The sequence below is a fragment of the Rhodosalinus sp. FB01 genome, from assembly GCF_041365715.1.
Classification (GTDB): Bacteria; Pseudomonadota; Alphaproteobacteria; order Rhodobacterales; family Rhodobacteraceae; genus Rhodosalinus.
The window spans coordinates 431,400-447,603 of the sequence record NZ_JBGFSH010000003.1 but is presented as its reverse complement, the minus strand read 5'-3'; the positions used below and the strand labels follow the sequence as shown (position 1 = coordinate 447,603).

Genomic DNA, 16,204 nt, shown 5'->3' with positions numbered 1-16,204 from the left:
CGACGTGGGCCGGGAAAGATACCCGGTCCACCTCTCAACCGCGAAAGGCAAGACAAATGGCAGTCACAAGCCAGAATATCCGGATCCGGCTCAAGGCCTTCGACTACCGCGTGCTGGACGCCAGCACGCAGGAGATCGTGAACACGGCCAAGCGCACGGGCGCCGAGGTGCGCGGTCCCATTCCGCTGCCTAACAAGATCGAGAAGTTCACCGTCCTGCGGGGCCCGCACGTCAACAAGAAGTCGCGCGACCAGTTCGAAATCCGCACGCACAAGCGGCTCCTGGACATCGTGGATCCGACGCCTCAGACGGTGGACGCGCTGATGAAGCTCGACCTCGCCGCCGGCGTGGATGTCGAGATCAAGGTGTAAGGGGGGCTGGACGATGCGCTCTGGAGTGATCGCAAGGAAGGTCGGGATGACCCGGCTCTTCATGGAAGACGGGCGGCAGGTGCCGGTCACCGTCCTGCAACTGGACAAGTTGCAGGTGGTGGCGCAGCGCACGCCCGAAACGCACGGGTATTCGGCGGTGCAGCTCGGCGCCGGGATGGCCAAGGCCAAGCGGGTGAGCCAGCCGATGCGCGGCCATTTCGCGAAGGCCAGCGTGGAACCCAAGCGGAAGGTCGCGGAGTTCCGCGTCGCGCCCGAGAACATGATCGGCGTCGGTGAGGAAATCACCGCCGACCATTATTTCGAGGGCCAGTTCGTGGACGTGTCGGGCACCTCGATCGGCAAGGGGTTCGCGGGCGCGATGAAGCGGCACAATTTCGGCGGCCTGCGGGCCAGCCACGGGGTGTCGATCTCGCATCGCTCCCACGGCTCGACCGGCCAGTGCCAGGATCCCGGCCGCGTGTTCAAGGGCAAGAAGATGGTCGGCCACATGGGCGCGGCGCGCGTGACCACGCAGAACCTGCAGGTCGTGCGCACCGACGCGGAGCGCGGTGTCATCATGCTCAAGGGCGCGGTGCCGGGTCCGAAGGGCGGCTGGGTGACGGTGCGCGACGCCGTCAAGAAGGCGATGCCGGAGAACGTTATCCTGCCCGCGGCGCTCAAGTCCGCCGCCGACGAGGCGAAGCGCCAGGCCGAGGAAGCCGCCGCGCAGGCCGCCGCCGAGGAGGAGGAGGCCCGCCGCGCCGCCGAGGAGGCCGCAGCCGCCGAGCAGGAAGCCGCGCTCAAGGAGGCCGAGGCCGACATCGAGGCCGAGAAGAAGGACAGCGACGAATGAAACTCGACGTGATCACGCTGGACGGCGGCACGGCCGGCTCGGTCGATCTGGGCGAGGACGTCTTCGGACTGGAGCCGCGTGCGGACCTTCTGCACCGGGTGGTGCGCTGGCAGCGCAACAAGGCGATGGCCGGCACCCATAAGGTGAAGACGCGCTCCGAGACCAGCTACTCGACCAAGAAGATCTATCGCCAGAAGGGCACCGGCGGTGCCCGTCACGGCGACCGCAACGCTCCGATCTTCCGCAAGGGCGGTATCTACAAGGGGCCGACGCCGCGGAGCCACGCGCATGAACTTCCCAAGAAGGTCCGCAAGCTCGGCCTGAAGCACGCGCTTTCCGCGAAGGCGCGCGAAGGCGCCCTGATCGTCATCGACGAGGCGAAGTCGTCGGGCAAGACGGCAGAGCTTGCACGCGCGGTGAAGAACCTCGGCTGGAAGCGCGCCCTGGTGATCGACGGGCCGCAGGTGGACGAGGGCTTCGCGCGCGCCGCCCGCAACGTCGAAGGGCTCGACGTGCTGCCGTCGGTCGGGGCGAACGTCTATGACATCCTCAAGCGCGACACGCTCGTGATCACGCGCGCGGGGGTCGAAGCACTGGAGGCGCGGCTGAAATGAGCGCGAAACCCGAACATTACGACGTGATCCGCAAGCCGGTCATCACCGAGAAGTCCACCATGGCGTCGGAAGCGAACGCCGTGGTCTTCGAGGTGGCCATCGACAGCTCGAAGCCGCAGATCCGGGAAGCGGTCGAGCAGCTTTTCGGCGTGAAGGTGCGGGCCGTGAACACGACCATCACCAAGGGCAAGGCCAAGCGTTTCCGCGGCCGCCCCGGCCGCCGCAGCGATGTCAAGAAGGCGTATGTGACCCTCGAGGAGGGGAACACTATCGACGTCACGACCGGCCTCTGATACTGAGCGCCGACTCAGGCGGGGCCCCGGGACGACCGGGGCCCCGGCTTTTTCACCGGGGACCCGAGGGGCCCTTCACTCCAGGCCCGATACGGGCCGCAAAACCAAAGGCGGGGAGCGAACCCCGCCGCTGACAACGGAAGACAGAAAGCATGGCACTCAAGTCGTACAAGCCGACGACGCCGGGCCAGCGCGGGCTGGTGCTGATCGACCGTTCGGAACTTTGGAAAGGTCGTCCCGTCAAGGCGCTCACCGAGGGTCTGACGAAGAAGGGCGGCCGGAACAACACCGGACGCATCACCGCGCGGCGCCGCGGCGGAGGCGCGAAGCGTCTCTATCGCATCGTCGATTTCAAGCGCACGAAGCACGACGTCACGGCGGTCGTCGTCCGGATCGAATACGATCCTAACCGGACCGCCTTCATCGCGCTCATCCAGTACGAGGACGGCGAACAGGCCTACATCCTCGCGCCCCAGCGCCTCGGCGTCGGCGACAAGATCGTCGCGGGCCGGAAGGTCGACGTGAAGCCCGGCAACGCCATGCCGTTCGCGGGCATGCCGATCGGCACGATCGTGCACAACATCGAGCTCAAGCCGGGCAAGGGCGGGCAGATCGCGCGTGCCGCGGGAACCTACGCGCAGTTCGTGGGCCGCGACGGCGGATATGCCCAGATCCGCCTGTCGTCGGGCGAGCTGCGCCTCGTTCGGCAGGAGTGCATGGCCACCATCGGTGCCGTGTCGAACCCCGATAACTCGAACCAGAACATCGGCAAGGCCGGCCGGACGCGGCACATGGGCAAGCGCCCCTCGGTGCGTGGCGTGGTCATGAACCCGATCGACCACCCGCATGGCGGGGGCGAAGGCCGCACCTCGGGTGGCCGTCACCCCGTCACGCCCTGGGGCAAGCCCACGAAGGGCCGCCGCACCCGGGACACCAACAAGGCGTCGCAGAAGCTCATCCTGCGCTCGCGCCACGCACGCAAGAAGGGCCGTTAAGCCATGGCACGTTCCGTTTGGAAGGGCCCCTTCGTCGACAGCTACGTCCTGAAGAAGGCCGAAGCGTCGCGCGAGTCGGGCCGCAACGAAGTCATCAAGATCTGGTCGCGCCGATCGACCATCCTGCCCCAGTTCGTGGGGCTTACCTTCGGGGTCTACAACGGGCACAAGCACGTGCCGGTGTCGGTCAGCGAGGACATGATCGGCCAGAAGTTCGGCGAGTACTCGCCGACGCGGACCTATTACGGTCACGCGGCCGACAAGAAATCGAAGCGGAAGTAAAGCGATGGGCAAGGAAAAGAACCCCCGCCGCGTGGCCGACAACGAGGCAATGGCGAAACTGCGGATGCTGCGCACCAGCCCGCAGAAGCTGAACCTCGTTGCGGCGATGATCCGCGGCAAGAAGGTCGATCGCGCGTTGAACGATCTCACCTTCTCCAACAAGCGCATCGCGCAGGACGTGAAGAAGTGCCTTCAGTCCGCGATCGCGAACGCCGAGAACAACCACAACCTGGACGTCGACGAGCTTGTCGTCGCCGAGGCCTGGGTGGGCAAGAACCTCGTGCTGAAGCGCGGTCGTCCGCGGGCGCGTGGCCGGTTCGGCAGGATCGTCAAGCCGTTCTCCGAGCTCACCATCAAGGTTCGCCAGATCGAGGAGCAAGTCTAATGGGGAACAAGACGAACCCGATCGGCATGCGCGTCCAGGTCAATCGGACCTGGGACAGCCGCTGGTATGCCGACACCAAGGATTACGGCGACCTGCTTCTCGAGGACATCAAGATCCGCGAGTTCATTCGCGAGGAGGCCAAGCAGGCCGGCGTGTCGCGGATCGTGATCGAGCGTCCGCACCGCAAGTGCCGCGTGACGATCCATTCCGCGCGGCCCGGCGTGATCATCGGGAAGAAGGGCGCCGACATCGAGGCGCTGCGCCAGAAGCTCGCCCGCATGACGGACTCCGAACTGCACCTCAACATCGTCGAGGTCCGCAAGCCCGAGCTCGACGCGCAGCTCGTGGGTGAGAGCATCGCCCAGCAGCTCGAGCGCCGGGTCAGCTTCCGCCGCGCGATGAAGCGCGCGGTGCAGAACGCGATGCGCATGGGCGCTCTCGGAATCCGCGTCAACGTCGCCGGCCGCCTCGGCGGGGCCGAGATCGCGCGGACAGAATGGTATCGCGAGGGCCGCGTGCCGCTGCATACCCTGCGTGCGGACATCGATTACGCCAATGTCGAGGCCAGCACGCCCTACGGGATCATCGGGATCAAGGTCTGGATCTTCAAGGGCGAGATCATGGAGCACGACCCCCAGGCTCGCGAGCGCCGTGCCCAGGAGTTGCAGGAAGGTCCTGCGCCCCGCGGCGCCGGTCGCCGCTGAGGAGGACTGAAAGATGCTGCAACCCAAGCGCACGAAATTCCGCAAACAGCACAAGGGCCGCATTCACGGCGAGGCGAAGGGCGGATCCGACCTCAATTTCGGGACCTACGGCCTGAAGGCCGCGCAGCCCGAGCGCATCACCGCGCGCCAGATCGAGGCCGCGCGCCGTGCCATGACGCGCCACATGAAGCGTCAGGGCCGCGTCTGGATCCGGATCTTCCCCGATGTGCCTGTCAGCTCGAAGCCGACCGAGGTCCGCATGGGCAAGGGCAAGGGTTCGGTGGATTACTGGGCGGCCCGCGTGAAGCCCGGACGCATCATGTTCGAGATTGACGGCGTCGGTGAGGATGTGGCAAAGGAAGCGCTCCGACTCGCCGCGATGAAGCTGCCGATCAAGACGCGCATCATTGTCCGCGAGGACTGGTGAGATTTTCTGGACTCCCGGCGCCCGGTCGGGGGTCTGGCGTTTTGTTGGAAAAGCGCGAAGCGGGTCTTCGCGACTTCTGATGGAAGGACGATAGGCGATGGACGCCAAGGAACTGAGAGACAAGACGCCGGACCAGCTGCGCGAGCAACTGGTCGGCCTGAAGAAGGAAGCGTTCAACCTGCGCTTCCAGCAGGCCACCGGCCAGCTCGAGAGCACGGCACGCATGCGTGTCGTGCGCCGCGACGTGGCTCGGGTGAAGACGATCCTGAACGAAAAGGCCGCGCAAGCGGCCGCCGAGTGAGGAGAGCGAGATGCCCAAGCGTATTCTTCAAGGCACCGTGACCTCCACGGCGAATGCACAGACCGTCACCGTCGCGGTTGAACGGCGCTTCAAGCACCCGGTGCTTCAGAAGACCGTCAAGAAATCCAAGAAGTACCGTGCTCATGACGAGAACGGCGCCTTCAAGGTTGGCGACGCGGTGCGCATCATCGAGTGCGCGCCCAAGTCCAAGACGAAACGCTGGGAGGTGATCGCCCAGTAGGGACGACCACACCCGGTTTGATCGAAACCCTGGGGAGATAGGGCAGGACCCTCCCCAAAGGTCGGGAGAAACCACATGATCCAGATGCAGACCAATCTGGATGTCGCTGACAACTCCGGCGCGCGCCGGGTGCAGTGCATCAAGGTCCTCGGCGGGTCGAAGCGCAAATATGCCAGCGTGGGCGACATCATCGTCGTCTCCGTCAAGGAGGCGATCCCGCGCGGCCGCGTCAAGAAGGGCGACGTGCGCAAGGCCGTCGTCGTGCGCACCGCCAAGGAAGTGCGCCGCGAAGACGGGACCGCGATCCGCTTCGACGGCAACGCCGCCGTGATCCTCAACAACAACCTCGAGCCCGTCGGCACCCGTATCTTCGGGCCGGTGGTGCGCGAGCTGCGCGCGAAGAACTTCATGAAGATCATCTCGCTCGCCCCGGAGGTGCTCTGATGGCTGCGAAGCTCAAGAAAGGCGACAAGGTCGTCGTGCTGGCCGGCAAGGACAAGGGCCGCACCGGCACCATCGCGTCCGTGAATCCCAAGGCCGGCAAGGCCGTGGTGGACGGGATCAACATGGCCGTGCGCCACACCGCCCAGTCCGCCCGAAGCCAGGGCGGCCGCGTTCCGAAGGCGCTGCCGATCGACCTGTCGAACCTCGCCATCGTGGACAAGAACGGCAAGGCCACCCGCGTCGGCTTCCGTTTCGAGGACGGCAAGAAGGTTCGCTACGCCAAGACCACGGGAGACGTGATCGATGCTTGACGCCACCACCTACACCCCGCGTCTGCGCGAACTCTACGACGGCACGATCAAGGCGGCGCTGAAGGAAGAGTTCGGCTACAAGAACGACATGCAGATCCCGCGCCTCGACAAGATCGTGCTCAACATCGGGTGCGGAGCGGAGGCCGTCCGCGACAGCAAGAAGGCGAAGTCGGCGCAGGAAGACCTCTCGGCCCTCGCCGGCCAGCGCGCGGTCATCACCAAGGCCAAGAAATCGATCGCCGGTTTCCGGGTCCGCGAGGACATGCCGCTCGGCGCCAAGGTGACGCTCCGCGGCGCGCGGATGTACGAATTCCTCGACCGCCTGATCACCATCGCCCTTCCGCGGGTCCGCGACTTCCGCGGCGTGTCCGGCACGTCCTTCGATGGGCGGGGCAACTACGCGATGGGCCTGAAAGAGCACATCGTCTTCCCCGAAATCGACTATGACAAGGTCGACGAGGTCTGGGGAATGGACATCGTAATCGCCACCACCGCGAAGACCGACGCGGAAGCCAAGGCGCTGTTGAAGCATTTCAACATGCCCTTCACCAGCTGAGCGCCGGAGGAGACACGACATGGCCAAGAAAGCAATGATCGAGCGCGAGAAGAAGCGCCAGCGGATGGTGGAGCAGTACGCCGCCAAGCGCGCCGCGCTCAAGGACATCGCGAACGACGAGTCGAAGCCGATGGAAGAGCGTTTCAAGGCGCGTCTGAAGCTTGCCAAGCTTCCGCGCAACAGCTCGCCCACGCGGCTGCACAACCGCTGCCAGCTCACCGGCCGGCCGCACGCCTATTACCGGAAGCTCAAGGTGAGCCGGATCGCCCTGCGCGAGCTCGGCTCGACCGGGCAGGCCCCGGGCCTCGTGAAGTCGAGCTGGTGAGGGAGGTCGAGAGATGAACGATCCTATCGGCGATATGCTCCCCCGCATCCGCAACGCGCAGATGCGCGGAAAATCCGTGGTCGTCACGCCGGCCTCCAAGCTGCGCGCCTGGGTGCTCGATGTCCTGGCCGCGGAGGGCTACATCCGGGGCTACGAGAAGGGGACCGACGCGCGTGGCCATCCGACGCTGGAAATCGCGCTGAAGTATTTCGACGGCACCCCCGTGATCCGCGAGCTCAAGCGCGTGTCGAAGCCGGGCCGCCGGGTCTACTTGGGCGTCAAGGACCTTCCGGAGGTTCGCCAGGGCCTCGGCGTGTCGATCGTGTCGACCCCGAAGGGCGTGATGTCGGACGCCGCCGCGCGCTCGGCGAATGTGGGCGGCGAAGTTCTCTGCACCGTATTCTGAGGAGAAAGGCATGTCTCGTATCGGAAAACCGCCGGTCGCCGTTCCCTCGGGCGTGACCGCGACGATCAGCGGTCAGACCGTCGAGGTGAAGGGGCCCAAGGGCACCCGCAGCTGGACGGCCACCGACGACGTGACGATCGCGCAGGAGGACGGGCAGATCACCGTCAGCCCGCGTGGTCAGTCCAAGCGCGCGCGCCAGCAATGGGGCATGAGCCGCACCAACATCGCGAACCTCGTGAAGGGTGTGAGCGACGGCTTCAAGAAGGAGCTCGAGATCCGGGGCGTCGGCTACCGCGCTCAGGCGCAGGGCGACACCCTGAAGCTCAATCTCGGCCTCAGCCACGATGTCGATTTCCCGGTGCCGGAGGGCGTCACGGTCACGACGCCGAAGCCGACCGAGATCGTGATCGAGGGCTTCAATGAACAGCTCGTCGGCCAGGTCGCGGCGAACATCCGCGACTGGCGGCGGCCCGAGCCCTACAAGGGCAAGGGGATCCGCTACAAGGGCGAGTATATCTTCCAGAAGGAAGGCAAGAAGAAGTAAGGACGCGCAGAAATGGCTAACAGCAAACGGCAACTGTTCCAGAAGCGCCGCCTGCGCGTCCGGAACAAGGTCAAGAAGATGAACTCGGGGCGCCCGCGCCTCTCGGTGCATCGCTCGAACAAGAACATCCACGTCCAGCTCATCGACGACGTGGCGGGGCGCACGCTCGCCTCCGCCTCGTCGCTCGAGGCGACGCTCGGCGTGGTGGGCAAGAACAACACGGAGGCTGCCGCGAAGATCGGCGCCGCGATCGCCGAGCGTGCCAAGGCGGCCGGTGCGGACCAGTGCTACTTCGACCGTGGCGGTTTCCTGTTTCACGGTGGCATCTAGGCTCTGGCGGACGCGGCCCGCGAGGGCGGCCTGAAGGTCTGAGGAGACGGATATGGCTAGAGAACCCCATGGCGGCCGCGGCCGCCGCGAGCGCGACGAAGCGCCGGAATTCGCCGATCGTCTCGTGGCGATCAACCGGGTGTCCAAGACGGTGAAGGGCGGCAAGCGTTTCGGCTTCGCGGCACTCGTCGTGGTGGGCGACCAGAAAGGCCGCGTGGGCTTCGGCAAGGGCAAGGCCAAGGAGGTCCCCGAAGCCATCCGCAAGGCCACGGAGCAGGCGAAGCGTCGGCTCATCCGCGTGCCGCTGCGCGAGGGCCGGACGCTGCATCACGACCAGGAAGGCCGTTGGGGCGCGGGCAAGATCGTCACGCGCACCGCGCCGCAGGGCACGGGCATCATCGCGGGCGGTCCCGTCCGCGCGGTGTTCGAGATGCTCGGCGTTCAGGACGTGGTCGCGAAGTCGAACGGCTCGCAGAACCCCTACAACATGATCCGCGCCACCCTGGACGCGCTGCAAAAGCAGCAGAGCCCGCGCCTCGTGGCCCAGCGTCGCGGCAAGAAGGTGGCCGACATCCTCCACAAGGAGGATCAGCCGAAGGCCGAGGCCGGCGAGACCGCCGAGGCGTAAGGAGAGTATCGCATGGCCAAGACCATTGTCGTGAAGCAGGTGGGCTCGCCCATCCGCCGTCCCGCCAGCCAGCGTCAGACGCTGGTCGGCCTCGGACTGAACAAGATGCACCGGACACGGGAACTCGAGGACACGCCCTCCGTGCGCGGCATGATCGCCAAGATCCCGCATCTCGTGGAGATCGTGGAAGAGCGCGGCTGAGGCCGGGTTCGAACAAGGCCCGTCCCGGGCCTTGTCCAGGCGTTTTCCAAAACGCCTGCTCGCGCCGAAACAGGCCGGGCCCTCTGAAACAGCTGATGCCGTGTCCCTCCCGCTGCGCTTCGGGGAGGTGTTCCGGCCAAGGAGAAGCGACATGAAACTGAACGAACTGCGCGATAATCCCGGCGCTCTGCACAACAAGAAGCGCGTCGGGCGCGGCCCGGGCTCGGGCAAGGGCAAGACCGCCGGGCGCGGCATCAAGGGCCAGAAATCCCGCTCCGGCGTGGCCGTCAAGGGCTTCGAGGGCGGGCAGATGCCGATCTACCAGCGCCTGCCGAAGCGTGGCTTCACCGCGCCCAACCGCAAGCGCTTCGCCGTGGTCAACCTGGGCGCGATCCAGCAATTCGTCGATGCGGGCAAGATCGACGCCGGACAGCCGGTGACCGAGGACGCGCTCGTCGCGTCCGGCCTCGTACGGCGCAAGCTCGACGGCGTCCGCGTGCTGGCCAAGGGTGACCTGACCGCCAGGCTCGAGCTTCAGGTGACGGGTGCCTCGCGCTCCGCGGTCGCCGCCGTGGAAGGCGCGGGCGGGTCGGTCACGCTGCAGGCACCCGCCGCGACCGAATAACGGGTTGTGGCGCCTCGCGGCGCCCATTACATAACCCGAAGTTTTCCGTACCGCCGCCCGAGCTGGAAAACGCTTTGGGCGGCGGTGCCCTGACATGGGGATCCGCATGGTTTCCGCCGCCGAACAGATGGCCGCCAATACCAGCTGGGGCGCCCTGGCCAAGGCCACCGAACTCCGCCAGCGCATCTTTTTCACGCTCGGTCTGCTGATCGTCTATCGTCTCGGCACCTATATCCCGGTGCCGGGTATCGACGGGCAGGCGCTGCGCGACTTCATGGAGCAGGCCTCCACCGGCATCGGCGGCATGCTGTCGATGTTCACCGGCGGCGCGCTCGGGCGCATGGGGATCTTCGCGCTCGGGATCATGCCCTACATCTCGGCCTCGATCATCGTTCAGCTGCTGGCCTCGATGGTGCCGAAGCTCGAGCAGCTCAAGAAAGAGGGCGAGCAGGGCCGCAAGAAGATCAACCAGTACACCCGCTACGGCACGGTGTTCCTGGCCACCCTGCAGGCCTACGGCCTGGCCGTCAGCCTCGAGGCGGGGGATCTGGTCACCGACCCGGGATGGTTCTTCCGGGCCGCCTGCGTCATCACGCTGGTGGGCGGCACCATGTTCCTGATGTGGCTGGGCGAGCAGATCACCGCGCGCGGCGTGGGCAACGGCATCTCGCTCATCATCTTCGTGGGCATCATCGCCGAGGTTCCGGCGGCGCTGGCGCAGTTCTTCGCCTCGGGCCGGTCGGGCGCGATCAGCCCCGCCGTGATCGTGGGCGTGATCCTCATGGTGGTGGCGACCATCACCTTCGTGGTCTTCATGGAGCGCGCGTTGCGCAAGATCGCGATCCAGTATCCGCGCCGCCAGGTCGGCATGAAGATGACCGAGGCGCAGACCAGCCACCTTCCGGTGAAGGTCAACCCGTCGGGCGTGATCCCCGCGATCTTCGCGAGTTCGCTGCTTCTGCTGCCGACGACGATCAGCACCTGCTCGGGCCAGCAATCCGGGCCGGTGATGTCGACGATCATGGCCTATTTCGGCCCCGGACAGCCGCTCTACCTCGCCTTTTTCGGCGCGATGATCATCTTCTTCGCGTATTTCTACACCTTCAACGTCTCGTTCAAGCCGGACGACGTGGCCGACAACCTCAAGAACCAGGGCGGCTTCGTGCCCGGTATCCGGCCCGGAAAGAAGACGTCCGAATATCTCGAATACGTCGTCAATCGCGTGCTTGTGGTCGGCTCTGGCTACCTCGCCCTGGTGTGTCTCCTGCCCGAGGTCATTCGCGGGCAGCTGGCCATACCCTTCTACTTCGGCGGCACGTCGGTGCTCATCGTGGTGTCGGTGTCCATGGACACCGTCCAGCAGATTCAGAGCCACCTGCTCGCGCACCAGTACGAGGGGCTGATCCAGAAGTCGCAGCTGCGGGGACGCGGCAAGAAGAAACCCGGAAAGAAGGCGCCAGCGAGACGATGAACATCATACTTCTCGGACCACCCGGAGCAGGCAAGGGCACACAGGCGCGCCATCTCGTGGAGACCCGCGGCATGGTGCAGCTCTCGACCGGTGACATGCTCCGCGAGGCGCGCAGTTCCGGGACGGAGATGGGGCGCCGGGTCGCAGAGGTGATGGACCGCGGCGAACTGGTCACCGACGAGATCGTGATCGGGCTCATCCGGGAAAAGCTGGAGGGGACCGAGGCGCCGGGGTTCATCTTCGACGGGTTCCCGCGCACCCTCGCGCAGGCCGACGCGCTCGGGGATTTGCTCGAGGAGACGGGGCAAGGCCTCGACGCGGTCATCGAGATGCAGGTGGACGACGAGGCGCTGATCGAGCGCATCACGGCGCGCTCGACCTGTGCGAGCTGCGGCGAAGTCTACAACGACATCAGCAAGCCGATCCCGGAGGACGGAAAATGCGCCGTCTGCGGCGGAACGGAGTTCAAGCGGCGCGCCGACGACAACGAGGACAGCCTGCGCCAGCGACTGATGGAATACTACAAGAAGACCTCGCCGCTCATCGGCTACTACTATGCCAAGGACCTCCTGCACCGCATCGACGGTCTGGGCGACATCGCCGAGGTCGAGGCCGAGATCGCCGATGTCCTGGGCCGCGCCGGGGCGGGGGTTGACCCTCGGTCCGAAGTCTCTTAACCGAACTCTCTCGACCGAGAATCATTTTGCATGCCGGGTGTCGTCCCGGCTGTTTGCAACGATCACCTCTTCGCGTCGGCCCGTCGGCAAAAGCCGCGGGCCGAGTGCTGTGAAAAAAGGTTCTGGAGTTACGGAACCGCAACGAAAGGACGGACACGTGGCACGTATCGCCGGCGTCAATATCCCCACCCACAAACGGGTCCCGATCGCTCTCACCTACATCCACGGTATCGGCCCGAGCGCCGCCAAGTCGATCTGCGAAGCGACCAGCATCGACGAGAGCCGGCGCGTGAACGAGCTTTCCGATTCGGAACTGGTGGCGATCCGCGAGCACATCGACACCAACTTCACCGTGGAAGGCGATCTGCGCCGCGAGGTGCAGATGAACATCAAGCGGCTGATGGATCTCGGCTGCTACCGCGGCCTGCGGCATCGCCGCAACCTGCCCGTGCGCGGTCAGCGCACCCACACCAACGCGCGCACCCGCAAGGGGCCCGCGAAGCCGATCGCCGGCAAGAAGAAGTAAGGGAGGGCAGGACAGATGGCACGCGATACCCGCCGCACAGGCAAGCGCAAGGTCTCCAAGAACATCGCCACCGGCGTGGCGCATGTGAACTCTTCTTTCAACAACACCAAGATCCTGATCTCGGACGTGCAGGGCAACGCGATCGCGTGGTCCTCGGCCGGCACGATGGGTTTCAAGGGCTCGCGCAAGTCCACGCCCTATGCCGCACAGATGGCTGCCGAAGATGCGGGCCGCAAGGCGCAGGAGCACGGCATGCGCACCCTCGAGGTGGAAGTGCAGGGCCCCGGCTCCGGCCGTGAATCGGCGCTGCGCGCGCTGGCCGCGATCGGCTTCAACATCACGTCCATCCGCGACGTGACGCCCATCGCGCACAACGGCTGCCGCCCGCCGAAGCGCCGCCGCGTCTGAGGGATCGCCGCTTTTTCGCGGGGCCGCGCGCATCAGTCGTGCGGCCTCGCCACGTCATTTTAACCTCGGGCGTTCGGGCCTTCGGACATGGGGCCCGGACAGGAATTGAGGAGAACCGCATGATCCACAAGAACTGGGCCGAGCTGATCAAACCCCCCCAGCTGGAGATCAAGCCAGGCAACGATCCCGCCCGGCAGGCCGTGGTGGTCGCAGAGCCGCTGGAGCGTGGCTTCGGCCTCACGCTCGGAAACGCACTGCGCCGGGTTCTGATGTCGTCGCTTCAGGGCGCGGCCATCACCTCCGTGCAGATCGACAACGTCCTGCACGAGTTTTCCTCGGTCGCGGGCGTGCGCGAGGACGTGACCGACATCGTTCTCAACCTGAAGGGCGTCGCGCTGCGCATGGAGGTCGAGGGGCCGAAGCGGCTGACGATCGAGGCCAAGGGCCCCGGCGTCGTCACCGCCGGCGACATCGTGGACAGCGCCGGGATCGAGGTGCTCAACAAGGATCACGTGATCTGCCACCTCGACAGCGGTGGCGAGGTCTACATGGAACTGACCGTCAACACCGGCAAGGGCTACGTGCCGGCGGACCGGAACAAGCCCGAGGACGCGCCGATCGGCCTCATTCCGATCGACGCGATCTACTCGCCGGTCAAGAAGGTCGCCTATGACGTGCAGCCCACGCGCGAAGGGCAGGTGCTGGACTACGACAAGCTGACGCTGAAGCTGGAAACGGACGGCTCGGTCACCCCCGAGGATGCCGTGGCCTATGCCGCGCGCATCATCCAGGATCAGCTTTCGATCTTCGTCAACTTCGACGAGCCCGAATCCGCCGGCCGCGAATCCGACGAGGAGGGGCTGGAGTTCAACCCGCTCCTGCTCAAGAAGGTCGACGAACTCGAGCTGTCCGTGCGCTCCGCCAACTGCCTCAAGAACGACAACATCGTCTACATCGGCGACCTGATCCAGAAGACCGAGGCCGAGATGCTGCGCACGCCGAACTTCGGCCGCAAGTCGCTCAACGAGATCAAGGAAGTGCTCTCGGGCATGGGCCTGCATCTCGGGATGGACGTCGAGGACTGGCCGCCCGACAACATCGAGGAACTCGCCAAGAAGTTCGAGGAGTCGTTCTGAGGTCCGCGGGCGCCCGCCGCCCGCCGGCCCGGACAAGGGCAATCCCGCCCCAAGGTGAGGGCCCCGTACGCATGGGGCCCCGGACAAAGCACAAAGCGAAAGGACCGAACCGATGCGTCACGCGAAAGGCTACCGCCGCCTGAACCGCACCCACGAGCACCGCAAGGCGCTCTGGGCGAACATGGCGGGCTCGCTCATCGAGCATGAACAGATCAAGACCACGCTGCCCAAGGCCAAGGAGCTGAAGCGCGTGGCCGACAAGCTCATCACGCTGGCCAAGCGCGGCGACCTTCACGCCCGCCGCCAGGCCGCCGCACGGCTGAAGCAGAAGGCGCTCGTCGCCAAGCTCTTCGACGTGCTCGGCCCCCGCTACCAGGAGCGGCAGGGCGGGTACGTCCGCGTTCTGAAGGCGGGCTTCCGCTACGGCGACATGGCGCCGATGGCGATCGTCGAACTCGTCGACCGCGATCCCGACGCCAAGGGCGCGGCCGACCGCGCCCGCCTCGCCGCCGAAGAGGCCGCCGAGGACTGAGCCCGACGATGCCGCGGCCTCGCCGGGTGGCGGGGCCGCTTGCATCGGGCCGGAAGCGCGCGCATATCCACGTCGTGACGCTCCGACCGACCATACCCACAGCATTTGCCGCCCCGGCGCGCCCCGTTCCGGCGCGGCCAGCGTCCCGGCTCGCAATCGGGATGCAGGCCGGGTCTCGGGCCGTCCCGCGCGGTGTCGCGCCGCCGCGCGGAAACCCGGGCGCCCGGCATCGCGCCGGTGCTTCGGGGCCTGACCGGCATGGGTGACCTCTTCGACAGTTCTCCTATTTCAGACGCCGGGACGGGGGAAAACACGGCCGGTGGGACTGGTGCGGGCCGGCCCCTTGCCGACCGGATGCGGCCCGCCCGCCTTTCGGAGGTGATCGGGCAGGAACAGATCCTTGGCCCCGAGGCGCCGCTCGGCGCGATGCTGAAGGCGGCAAGCCTGTCGTCCCTGGTCCTCTGGGGGCCGCCCGGCGTCGGCAAGACCACCATCGCCCGGCTTCTGGCCTCCGAAACCGATCTGGAATTCGTGCAGATCAGCGCGATCTTCACCGGCGTCGCGGAGCTCAGGAAGGTTTTCGAGGCCGCGAAGGCGCGCGGTCGCCGCACGCTTCTGTTCGTCGACGAGATCCACCGCTTCAACAAGGCGCAGCAGGACAGCTTTCTGCCGCACATGGAGGACGGCACCATCCTGCTGGTCGGCGCGACGACCGAGAATCCGAGCTTCGAGCTCAACGCCGCGCTTCTGTCGCGCGCGCAGGTTCTGGTGCTGGAACGGCTTTCGCTCGCCGACCTAGAGCGCCTCGCGCAACGCGCGGAGGCGGTGCTCGGCCGCGCGCTGCCGCTTGACGGGCCCGCACGCGCGGCGCTGCTCGAGATGGCCGACGGCGACGGGCGCGCCGCCCTCAACCTCATCGAACAGGTGATGGCGTGGAAGGTCGAGGGCAAGCTCGACGCGCACGCGCTCGCCGACCGGCTCGCCCGGCGGGCCGCGCAATACGACAAGTCGGGCGAGGCGCATTACAACCTGATCTCGGCGCTGCACAAGTCGGTACGCGGGTCAGATCCCGACGCGGCGCTCTACTGGCTCGCGCGGATGCTCGAGGGCGGCGAGGACCCGCGCTACCTCGCGCGGCGGATCACGCGGATGGCGGTGGAGGACATCGGCCTCGCCGATCCGCAGGCCCAGGCGGTCTGCCTTCAGGGCTGGGAGACCTACGAGCGCCTCGGCAGCCCCGAGGGCGAGCTGGCGCTTGCGCAGGCCGTGCTCTATCTCGCCCTCGCGCCCAAGTCGAATGCGGCCTACAGCGCCTACAAGGCCGCGCGGCGCGCCGCGAAGTCCACCGGCTCGGCGCCCCCGCCCAAGCACATCCTGAACGCGCCCACGAAGCTTATGCGCGAGCAGGGCTACGGGGCGGGCTACGCCTACGACCACGATGCCGAGGATGCCTTTTCGGGCCAGGACTACTTCCCCGACGAGATGGAGCGGGAGGCGTTCTACGCCCCCGTGGAGCGCGGCTTCGAACGCGAGCTCGGCAAGCGGCTCGACTGGTTCGAGCGGCTGCGTGCCAGGCGCGCGGGCGAGGCGTGAACGCGCGCGAGGCCGCCCGCCGCGG

The 16,204-nt window shown here is 66.5% G+C and carries 28 protein-coding genes; all 28 read left to right on the top strand.

Going from position 1 to position 16,204, the window contains the following annotated elements; translation table 11 throughout:
- Positions 1-56 precede the first annotated feature (56 nt).
- The 28 genes from rpsJ to AB6A65_RS06810 all read left to right on the top strand — a co-directional run bounded on the left by rpsJ (position 57) and on the right by AB6A65_RS06810 (position 16,179).
- On the top strand, positions 57-371 hold the full coding sequence (gene rpsJ, locus AB6A65_RS06945; protein ID WP_371037634.1) for a 30S ribosomal protein S10: 315 nt from the start codon (positions 57-59) through the stop codon (positions 369-371).
- Positions 372-384: 13 nt separating this feature from the next.
- Positions 385-1,224, top strand: coding sequence for a 50S ribosomal protein L3 (gene rplC / locus AB6A65_RS06940; protein ID WP_371037633.1), 840 nt, complete (start codon positions 385-387; stop codon positions 1,222-1,224).
- Entirely contained in the window at positions 1,221-1,838 is a 618-nt protein-coding gene (gene rplD / locus AB6A65_RS06935) for a 50S ribosomal protein L4 (protein WP_371037632.1), read from the top strand. The genes rplC and rplD overlap by 4 nt, the downstream gene beginning before the upstream one ends.
- A complete protein-coding gene (locus tag AB6A65_RS06930; RefSeq protein ID WP_371037631.1) occupies positions 1,835-2,131 on the top strand; it encodes a 50S ribosomal protein L23 in 297 nt (98 codons plus the stop codon). Before rplD ends, AB6A65_RS06930 begins: the two co-directional genes overlap by 4 nt.
- Positions 2,132-2,283: 152 nt before the next feature.
- On the top strand, positions 2,284-3,126 hold the full coding sequence (gene rplB, locus AB6A65_RS06925; protein ID WP_371037630.1) for a 50S ribosomal protein L2: 843 nt from the start codon (positions 2,284-2,286) through the stop codon (positions 3,124-3,126).
- 3 nt (positions 3,127-3,129) lie between these two features.
- Positions 3,130-3,408, top strand: a complete 279-nt coding sequence (gene rpsS / locus AB6A65_RS06920) for a 30S ribosomal protein S19 (protein ID WP_371037628.1) — start codon at positions 3,130-3,132, stop codon at positions 3,406-3,408.
- A gap of 4 nt (positions 3,409-3,412) precedes the next feature.
- Entirely contained in the window at positions 3,413-3,793 is a 381-nt protein-coding gene (rplV, locus tag AB6A65_RS06915) for a 50S ribosomal protein L22 (RefSeq protein WP_371037627.1), read from the top strand.
- Positions 3,793-4,497, top strand: a complete 705-nt coding sequence (rpsC, locus tag AB6A65_RS06910; protein WP_371037626.1) for a 30S ribosomal protein S3 — start codon at positions 3,793-3,795, stop codon at positions 4,495-4,497. The genes rplV and rpsC overlap by 1 nt, the downstream gene beginning before the upstream one ends.
- Positions 4,498-4,510: 13 nt before the next feature.
- Positions 4,511-4,924, top strand: a complete 414-nt coding sequence (gene rplP / locus AB6A65_RS06905) for a 50S ribosomal protein L16 (protein WP_371037625.1) — start codon at positions 4,511-4,513, stop codon at positions 4,922-4,924.
- A gap of 97 nt (positions 4,925-5,021) precedes the next feature.
- Positions 5,022-5,225, top strand: a complete 204-nt coding sequence (rpmC, locus tag AB6A65_RS06900; RefSeq protein WP_371037624.1) for a 50S ribosomal protein L29 — start codon at positions 5,022-5,024, stop codon at positions 5,223-5,225.
- Positions 5,226-5,235: 10 nt separating this feature from the next.
- On the top strand, positions 5,236-5,466 hold the full coding sequence (gene rpsQ, locus AB6A65_RS06895) for a 30S ribosomal protein S17 (protein WP_371037623.1): 231 nt from the start codon (positions 5,236-5,238) through the stop codon (positions 5,464-5,466).
- Positions 5,467-5,541: 75 nt separating this feature from the next.
- The gene (gene rplN, locus AB6A65_RS06890) at positions 5,542-5,910 is read left to right on the top strand and encodes a 50S ribosomal protein L14 (protein WP_371037622.1); all 369 of its coding nucleotides are present in this window, start codon (positions 5,542-5,544) and stop codon (positions 5,908-5,910) included.
- Positions 5,910-6,221 carry a 50S ribosomal protein L24 gene (gene rplX, locus AB6A65_RS06885; protein WP_371037621.1) on the top strand — a complete coding sequence of 104 codons (312 nt, stop codon included), beginning with the start codon at positions 5,910-5,912 and terminating at the stop codon, positions 6,219-6,221. Before rplN ends, rplX begins: the two co-directional genes overlap by 1 nt.
- A complete protein-coding gene (gene rplE, locus AB6A65_RS06880; RefSeq protein ID WP_371037620.1) occupies positions 6,214-6,777 on the top strand; it encodes a 50S ribosomal protein L5 in 564 nt (187 codons plus the stop codon). The genes rplX and rplE overlap by 8 nt, the downstream gene beginning before the upstream one ends.
- A gap of 19 nt (positions 6,778-6,796) precedes the next feature.
- Positions 6,797-7,102, top strand: coding sequence for a 30S ribosomal protein S14 (gene rpsN, locus AB6A65_RS06875; protein WP_371037619.1), 306 nt, complete (start codon positions 6,797-6,799; stop codon positions 7,100-7,102).
- A gap of 13 nt (positions 7,103-7,115) precedes the next feature.
- Positions 7,116-7,508 (top strand): 30S ribosomal protein S8, encoded by a 393-nt coding sequence (rpsH, locus tag AB6A65_RS06870; protein WP_371037618.1) that lies wholly within the window; start codon positions 7,116-7,118, stop codon positions 7,506-7,508.
- Between the two features lie 10 nt (positions 7,509-7,518).
- Positions 7,519-8,052, top strand: a complete 534-nt coding sequence (rplF, locus tag AB6A65_RS06865; RefSeq protein WP_371037617.1) for a 50S ribosomal protein L6 — start codon at positions 7,519-7,521, stop codon at positions 8,050-8,052.
- A 12-nt stretch (positions 8,053-8,064) separates the two neighbouring features.
- Positions 8,065-8,382, top strand: a complete 318-nt coding sequence (rplR, locus tag AB6A65_RS06860) for a 50S ribosomal protein L18 (RefSeq protein WP_371037616.1) — start codon at positions 8,065-8,067, stop codon at positions 8,380-8,382.
- Positions 8,383-8,434: 52 nt separating this feature from the next.
- The gene (gene rpsE / locus AB6A65_RS06855) at positions 8,435-9,010 is read left to right on the top strand and encodes a 30S ribosomal protein S5 (RefSeq protein WP_371037615.1); all 576 of its coding nucleotides are present in this window, start codon (positions 8,435-8,437) and stop codon (positions 9,008-9,010) included.
- A gap of 12 nt (positions 9,011-9,022) precedes the next feature.
- Positions 9,023-9,211, top strand: coding sequence for a 50S ribosomal protein L30 (gene rpmD, locus AB6A65_RS06850; protein ID WP_371037614.1), 189 nt, complete (start codon positions 9,023-9,025; stop codon positions 9,209-9,211).
- A 151-nt stretch (positions 9,212-9,362) separates the two neighbouring features.
- Positions 9,363-9,836 (top strand): 50S ribosomal protein L15, encoded by a 474-nt coding sequence (rplO, locus tag AB6A65_RS06845; protein WP_371037613.1) that lies wholly within the window; start codon positions 9,363-9,365, stop codon positions 9,834-9,836.
- 106 nt (positions 9,837-9,942) lie between these two features.
- Complete coding sequence (gene secY / locus AB6A65_RS06840; protein ID WP_371037612.1) at positions 9,943-11,307, top strand: preprotein translocase subunit SecY; 1,365 nt, start codon at positions 9,943-9,945, stop codon at positions 11,305-11,307.
- Entirely contained in the window at positions 11,304-11,984 is a 681-nt protein-coding gene (locus AB6A65_RS06835) for an adenylate kinase (protein ID WP_371037611.1), read from the top strand. Before secY ends, AB6A65_RS06835 begins: the two co-directional genes overlap by 4 nt.
- A 157-nt stretch (positions 11,985-12,141) precedes the next feature.
- Entirely contained in the window at positions 12,142-12,510 is a 369-nt protein-coding gene (rpsM, locus tag AB6A65_RS06830) for a 30S ribosomal protein S13 (RefSeq protein ID WP_371037610.1), read from the top strand.
- 15 nt (positions 12,511-12,525) lie between these two features.
- Positions 12,526-12,918, top strand: coding sequence for a 30S ribosomal protein S11 (rpsK, locus tag AB6A65_RS06825; protein ID WP_371037609.1), 393 nt, complete (start codon positions 12,526-12,528; stop codon positions 12,916-12,918).
- Between the two features lie 119 nt (positions 12,919-13,037).
- Positions 13,038-14,054, top strand: coding sequence for a DNA-directed RNA polymerase subunit alpha (locus AB6A65_RS06820; protein WP_371037608.1), 1,017 nt, complete (start codon positions 13,038-13,040; stop codon positions 14,052-14,054).
- 112 nt (positions 14,055-14,166) lie between these two features.
- The gene (gene rplQ, locus AB6A65_RS06815) at positions 14,167-14,586 is read left to right on the top strand and encodes a 50S ribosomal protein L17 (RefSeq protein WP_371037607.1); all 420 of its coding nucleotides are present in this window, start codon (positions 14,167-14,169) and stop codon (positions 14,584-14,586) included.
- Between the two features lie 258 nt (positions 14,587-14,844).
- Positions 14,845-16,179, top strand: a complete 1,335-nt coding sequence (locus tag AB6A65_RS06810; protein WP_371037606.1) for a replication-associated recombination protein A — start codon at positions 14,845-14,847, stop codon at positions 16,177-16,179.
- The last annotated feature ends 25 nt before the right edge of the window (positions 16,180-16,204 follow it).

What these genes read in the sequence shown, in the direction of transcription:
- AB6A65_RS06810 (WP_371037606.1), top strand. Translation starts at nt 14,845, where the DNA reads ATGGGTGACCTCTTCGACAGTTCTCCTATTTCAGACGCCGGGACGGGG.
- AB6A65_RS06835 (WP_371037611.1), top strand. Translation starts at nt 11,304, where the DNA reads ATGAACATCATACTTCTCGGACCACCCGGAGCAGGCAAGGGCACACAG.
- rpsQ (WP_371037623.1), top strand. Translation starts at nt 5,236, where the DNA reads ATGCCCAAGCGTATTCTTCAAGGCACCGTGACCTCCACGGCGAATGCA.
- rpsK (WP_371037609.1), top strand. Translation starts at nt 12,526, where the DNA reads ATGGCACGCGATACCCGCCGCACAGGCAAGCGCAAGGTCTCCAAGAAC.
- AB6A65_RS06820 (WP_371037608.1), top strand. Translation starts at nt 13,038, where the DNA reads ATGATCCACAAGAACTGGGCCGAGCTGATCAAACCCCCCCAGCTGGAG.
- rpsE (WP_371037615.1), top strand. Translation starts at nt 8,435, where the DNA reads ATGGCTAGAGAACCCCATGGCGGCCGCGGCCGCCGCGAGCGCGACGAA.
- rplO (WP_371037613.1), top strand. Translation starts at nt 9,363, where the DNA reads ATGAAACTGAACGAACTGCGCGATAATCCCGGCGCTCTGCACAACAAG.
- rplD (WP_371037632.1), top strand. Translation starts at nt 1,221, where the DNA reads ATGAAACTCGACGTGATCACGCTGGACGGCGGCACGGCCGGCTCGGTC.
- rplQ (WP_371037607.1), top strand. Translation starts at nt 14,167, where the DNA reads ATGCGTCACGCGAAAGGCTACCGCCGCCTGAACCGCACCCACGAGCAC.
- rplV (WP_371037627.1), top strand. Translation starts at nt 3,413, where the DNA reads ATGGGCAAGGAAAAGAACCCCCGCCGCGTGGCCGACAACGAGGCAATG.
- rplC (WP_371037633.1), top strand. Translation starts at nt 385, where the DNA reads ATGCGCTCTGGAGTGATCGCAAGGAAGGTCGGGATGACCCGGCTCTTC.
- rpmD (WP_371037614.1), top strand. Translation starts at nt 9,023, where the DNA reads ATGGCCAAGACCATTGTCGTGAAGCAGGTGGGCTCGCCCATCCGCCGT.
- rplX (WP_371037621.1), top strand. Translation starts at nt 5,910, where the DNA reads ATGGCTGCGAAGCTCAAGAAAGGCGACAAGGTCGTCGTGCTGGCCGGC.
- rplR (WP_371037616.1), top strand. Translation starts at nt 8,065, where the DNA reads ATGGCTAACAGCAAACGGCAACTGTTCCAGAAGCGCCGCCTGCGCGTC.
- secY (WP_371037612.1), top strand. Translation starts at nt 9,943, where the DNA reads ATGGTTTCCGCCGCCGAACAGATGGCCGCCAATACCAGCTGGGGCGCC.
- AB6A65_RS06930 (WP_371037631.1), top strand. Translation starts at nt 1,835, where the DNA reads ATGAGCGCGAAACCCGAACATTACGACGTGATCCGCAAGCCGGTCATC.
- rpsC (WP_371037626.1), top strand. Translation starts at nt 3,793, where the DNA reads ATGGGGAACAAGACGAACCCGATCGGCATGCGCGTCCAGGTCAATCGG.
- rplN (WP_371037622.1), top strand. Translation starts at nt 5,542, where the DNA reads ATGATCCAGATGCAGACCAATCTGGATGTCGCTGACAACTCCGGCGCG.
- rplF (WP_371037617.1), top strand. Translation starts at nt 7,519, where the DNA reads ATGTCTCGTATCGGAAAACCGCCGGTCGCCGTTCCCTCGGGCGTGACC.
- rplB (WP_371037630.1), top strand. Translation starts at nt 2,284, where the DNA reads ATGGCACTCAAGTCGTACAAGCCGACGACGCCGGGCCAGCGCGGGCTG.
- rplP (WP_371037625.1), top strand. Translation starts at nt 4,511, where the DNA reads ATGCTGCAACCCAAGCGCACGAAATTCCGCAAACAGCACAAGGGCCGC.
- rpsS (WP_371037628.1), top strand. Translation starts at nt 3,130, where the DNA reads ATGGCACGTTCCGTTTGGAAGGGCCCCTTCGTCGACAGCTACGTCCTG.
- rpsH (WP_371037618.1), top strand. Translation starts at nt 7,116, where the DNA reads ATGAACGATCCTATCGGCGATATGCTCCCCCGCATCCGCAACGCGCAG.
- rpmC (WP_371037624.1), top strand. Translation starts at nt 5,022, where the DNA reads ATGGACGCCAAGGAACTGAGAGACAAGACGCCGGACCAGCTGCGCGAG.
- rpsJ (WP_371037634.1), top strand. Translation starts at nt 57, where the DNA reads ATGGCAGTCACAAGCCAGAATATCCGGATCCGGCTCAAGGCCTTCGAC.
- rplE (WP_371037620.1), top strand. Translation starts at nt 6,214, where the DNA reads ATGCTTGACGCCACCACCTACACCCCGCGTCTGCGCGAACTCTACGAC.
- rpsN (WP_371037619.1), top strand. Translation starts at nt 6,797, where the DNA reads ATGGCCAAGAAAGCAATGATCGAGCGCGAGAAGAAGCGCCAGCGGATG.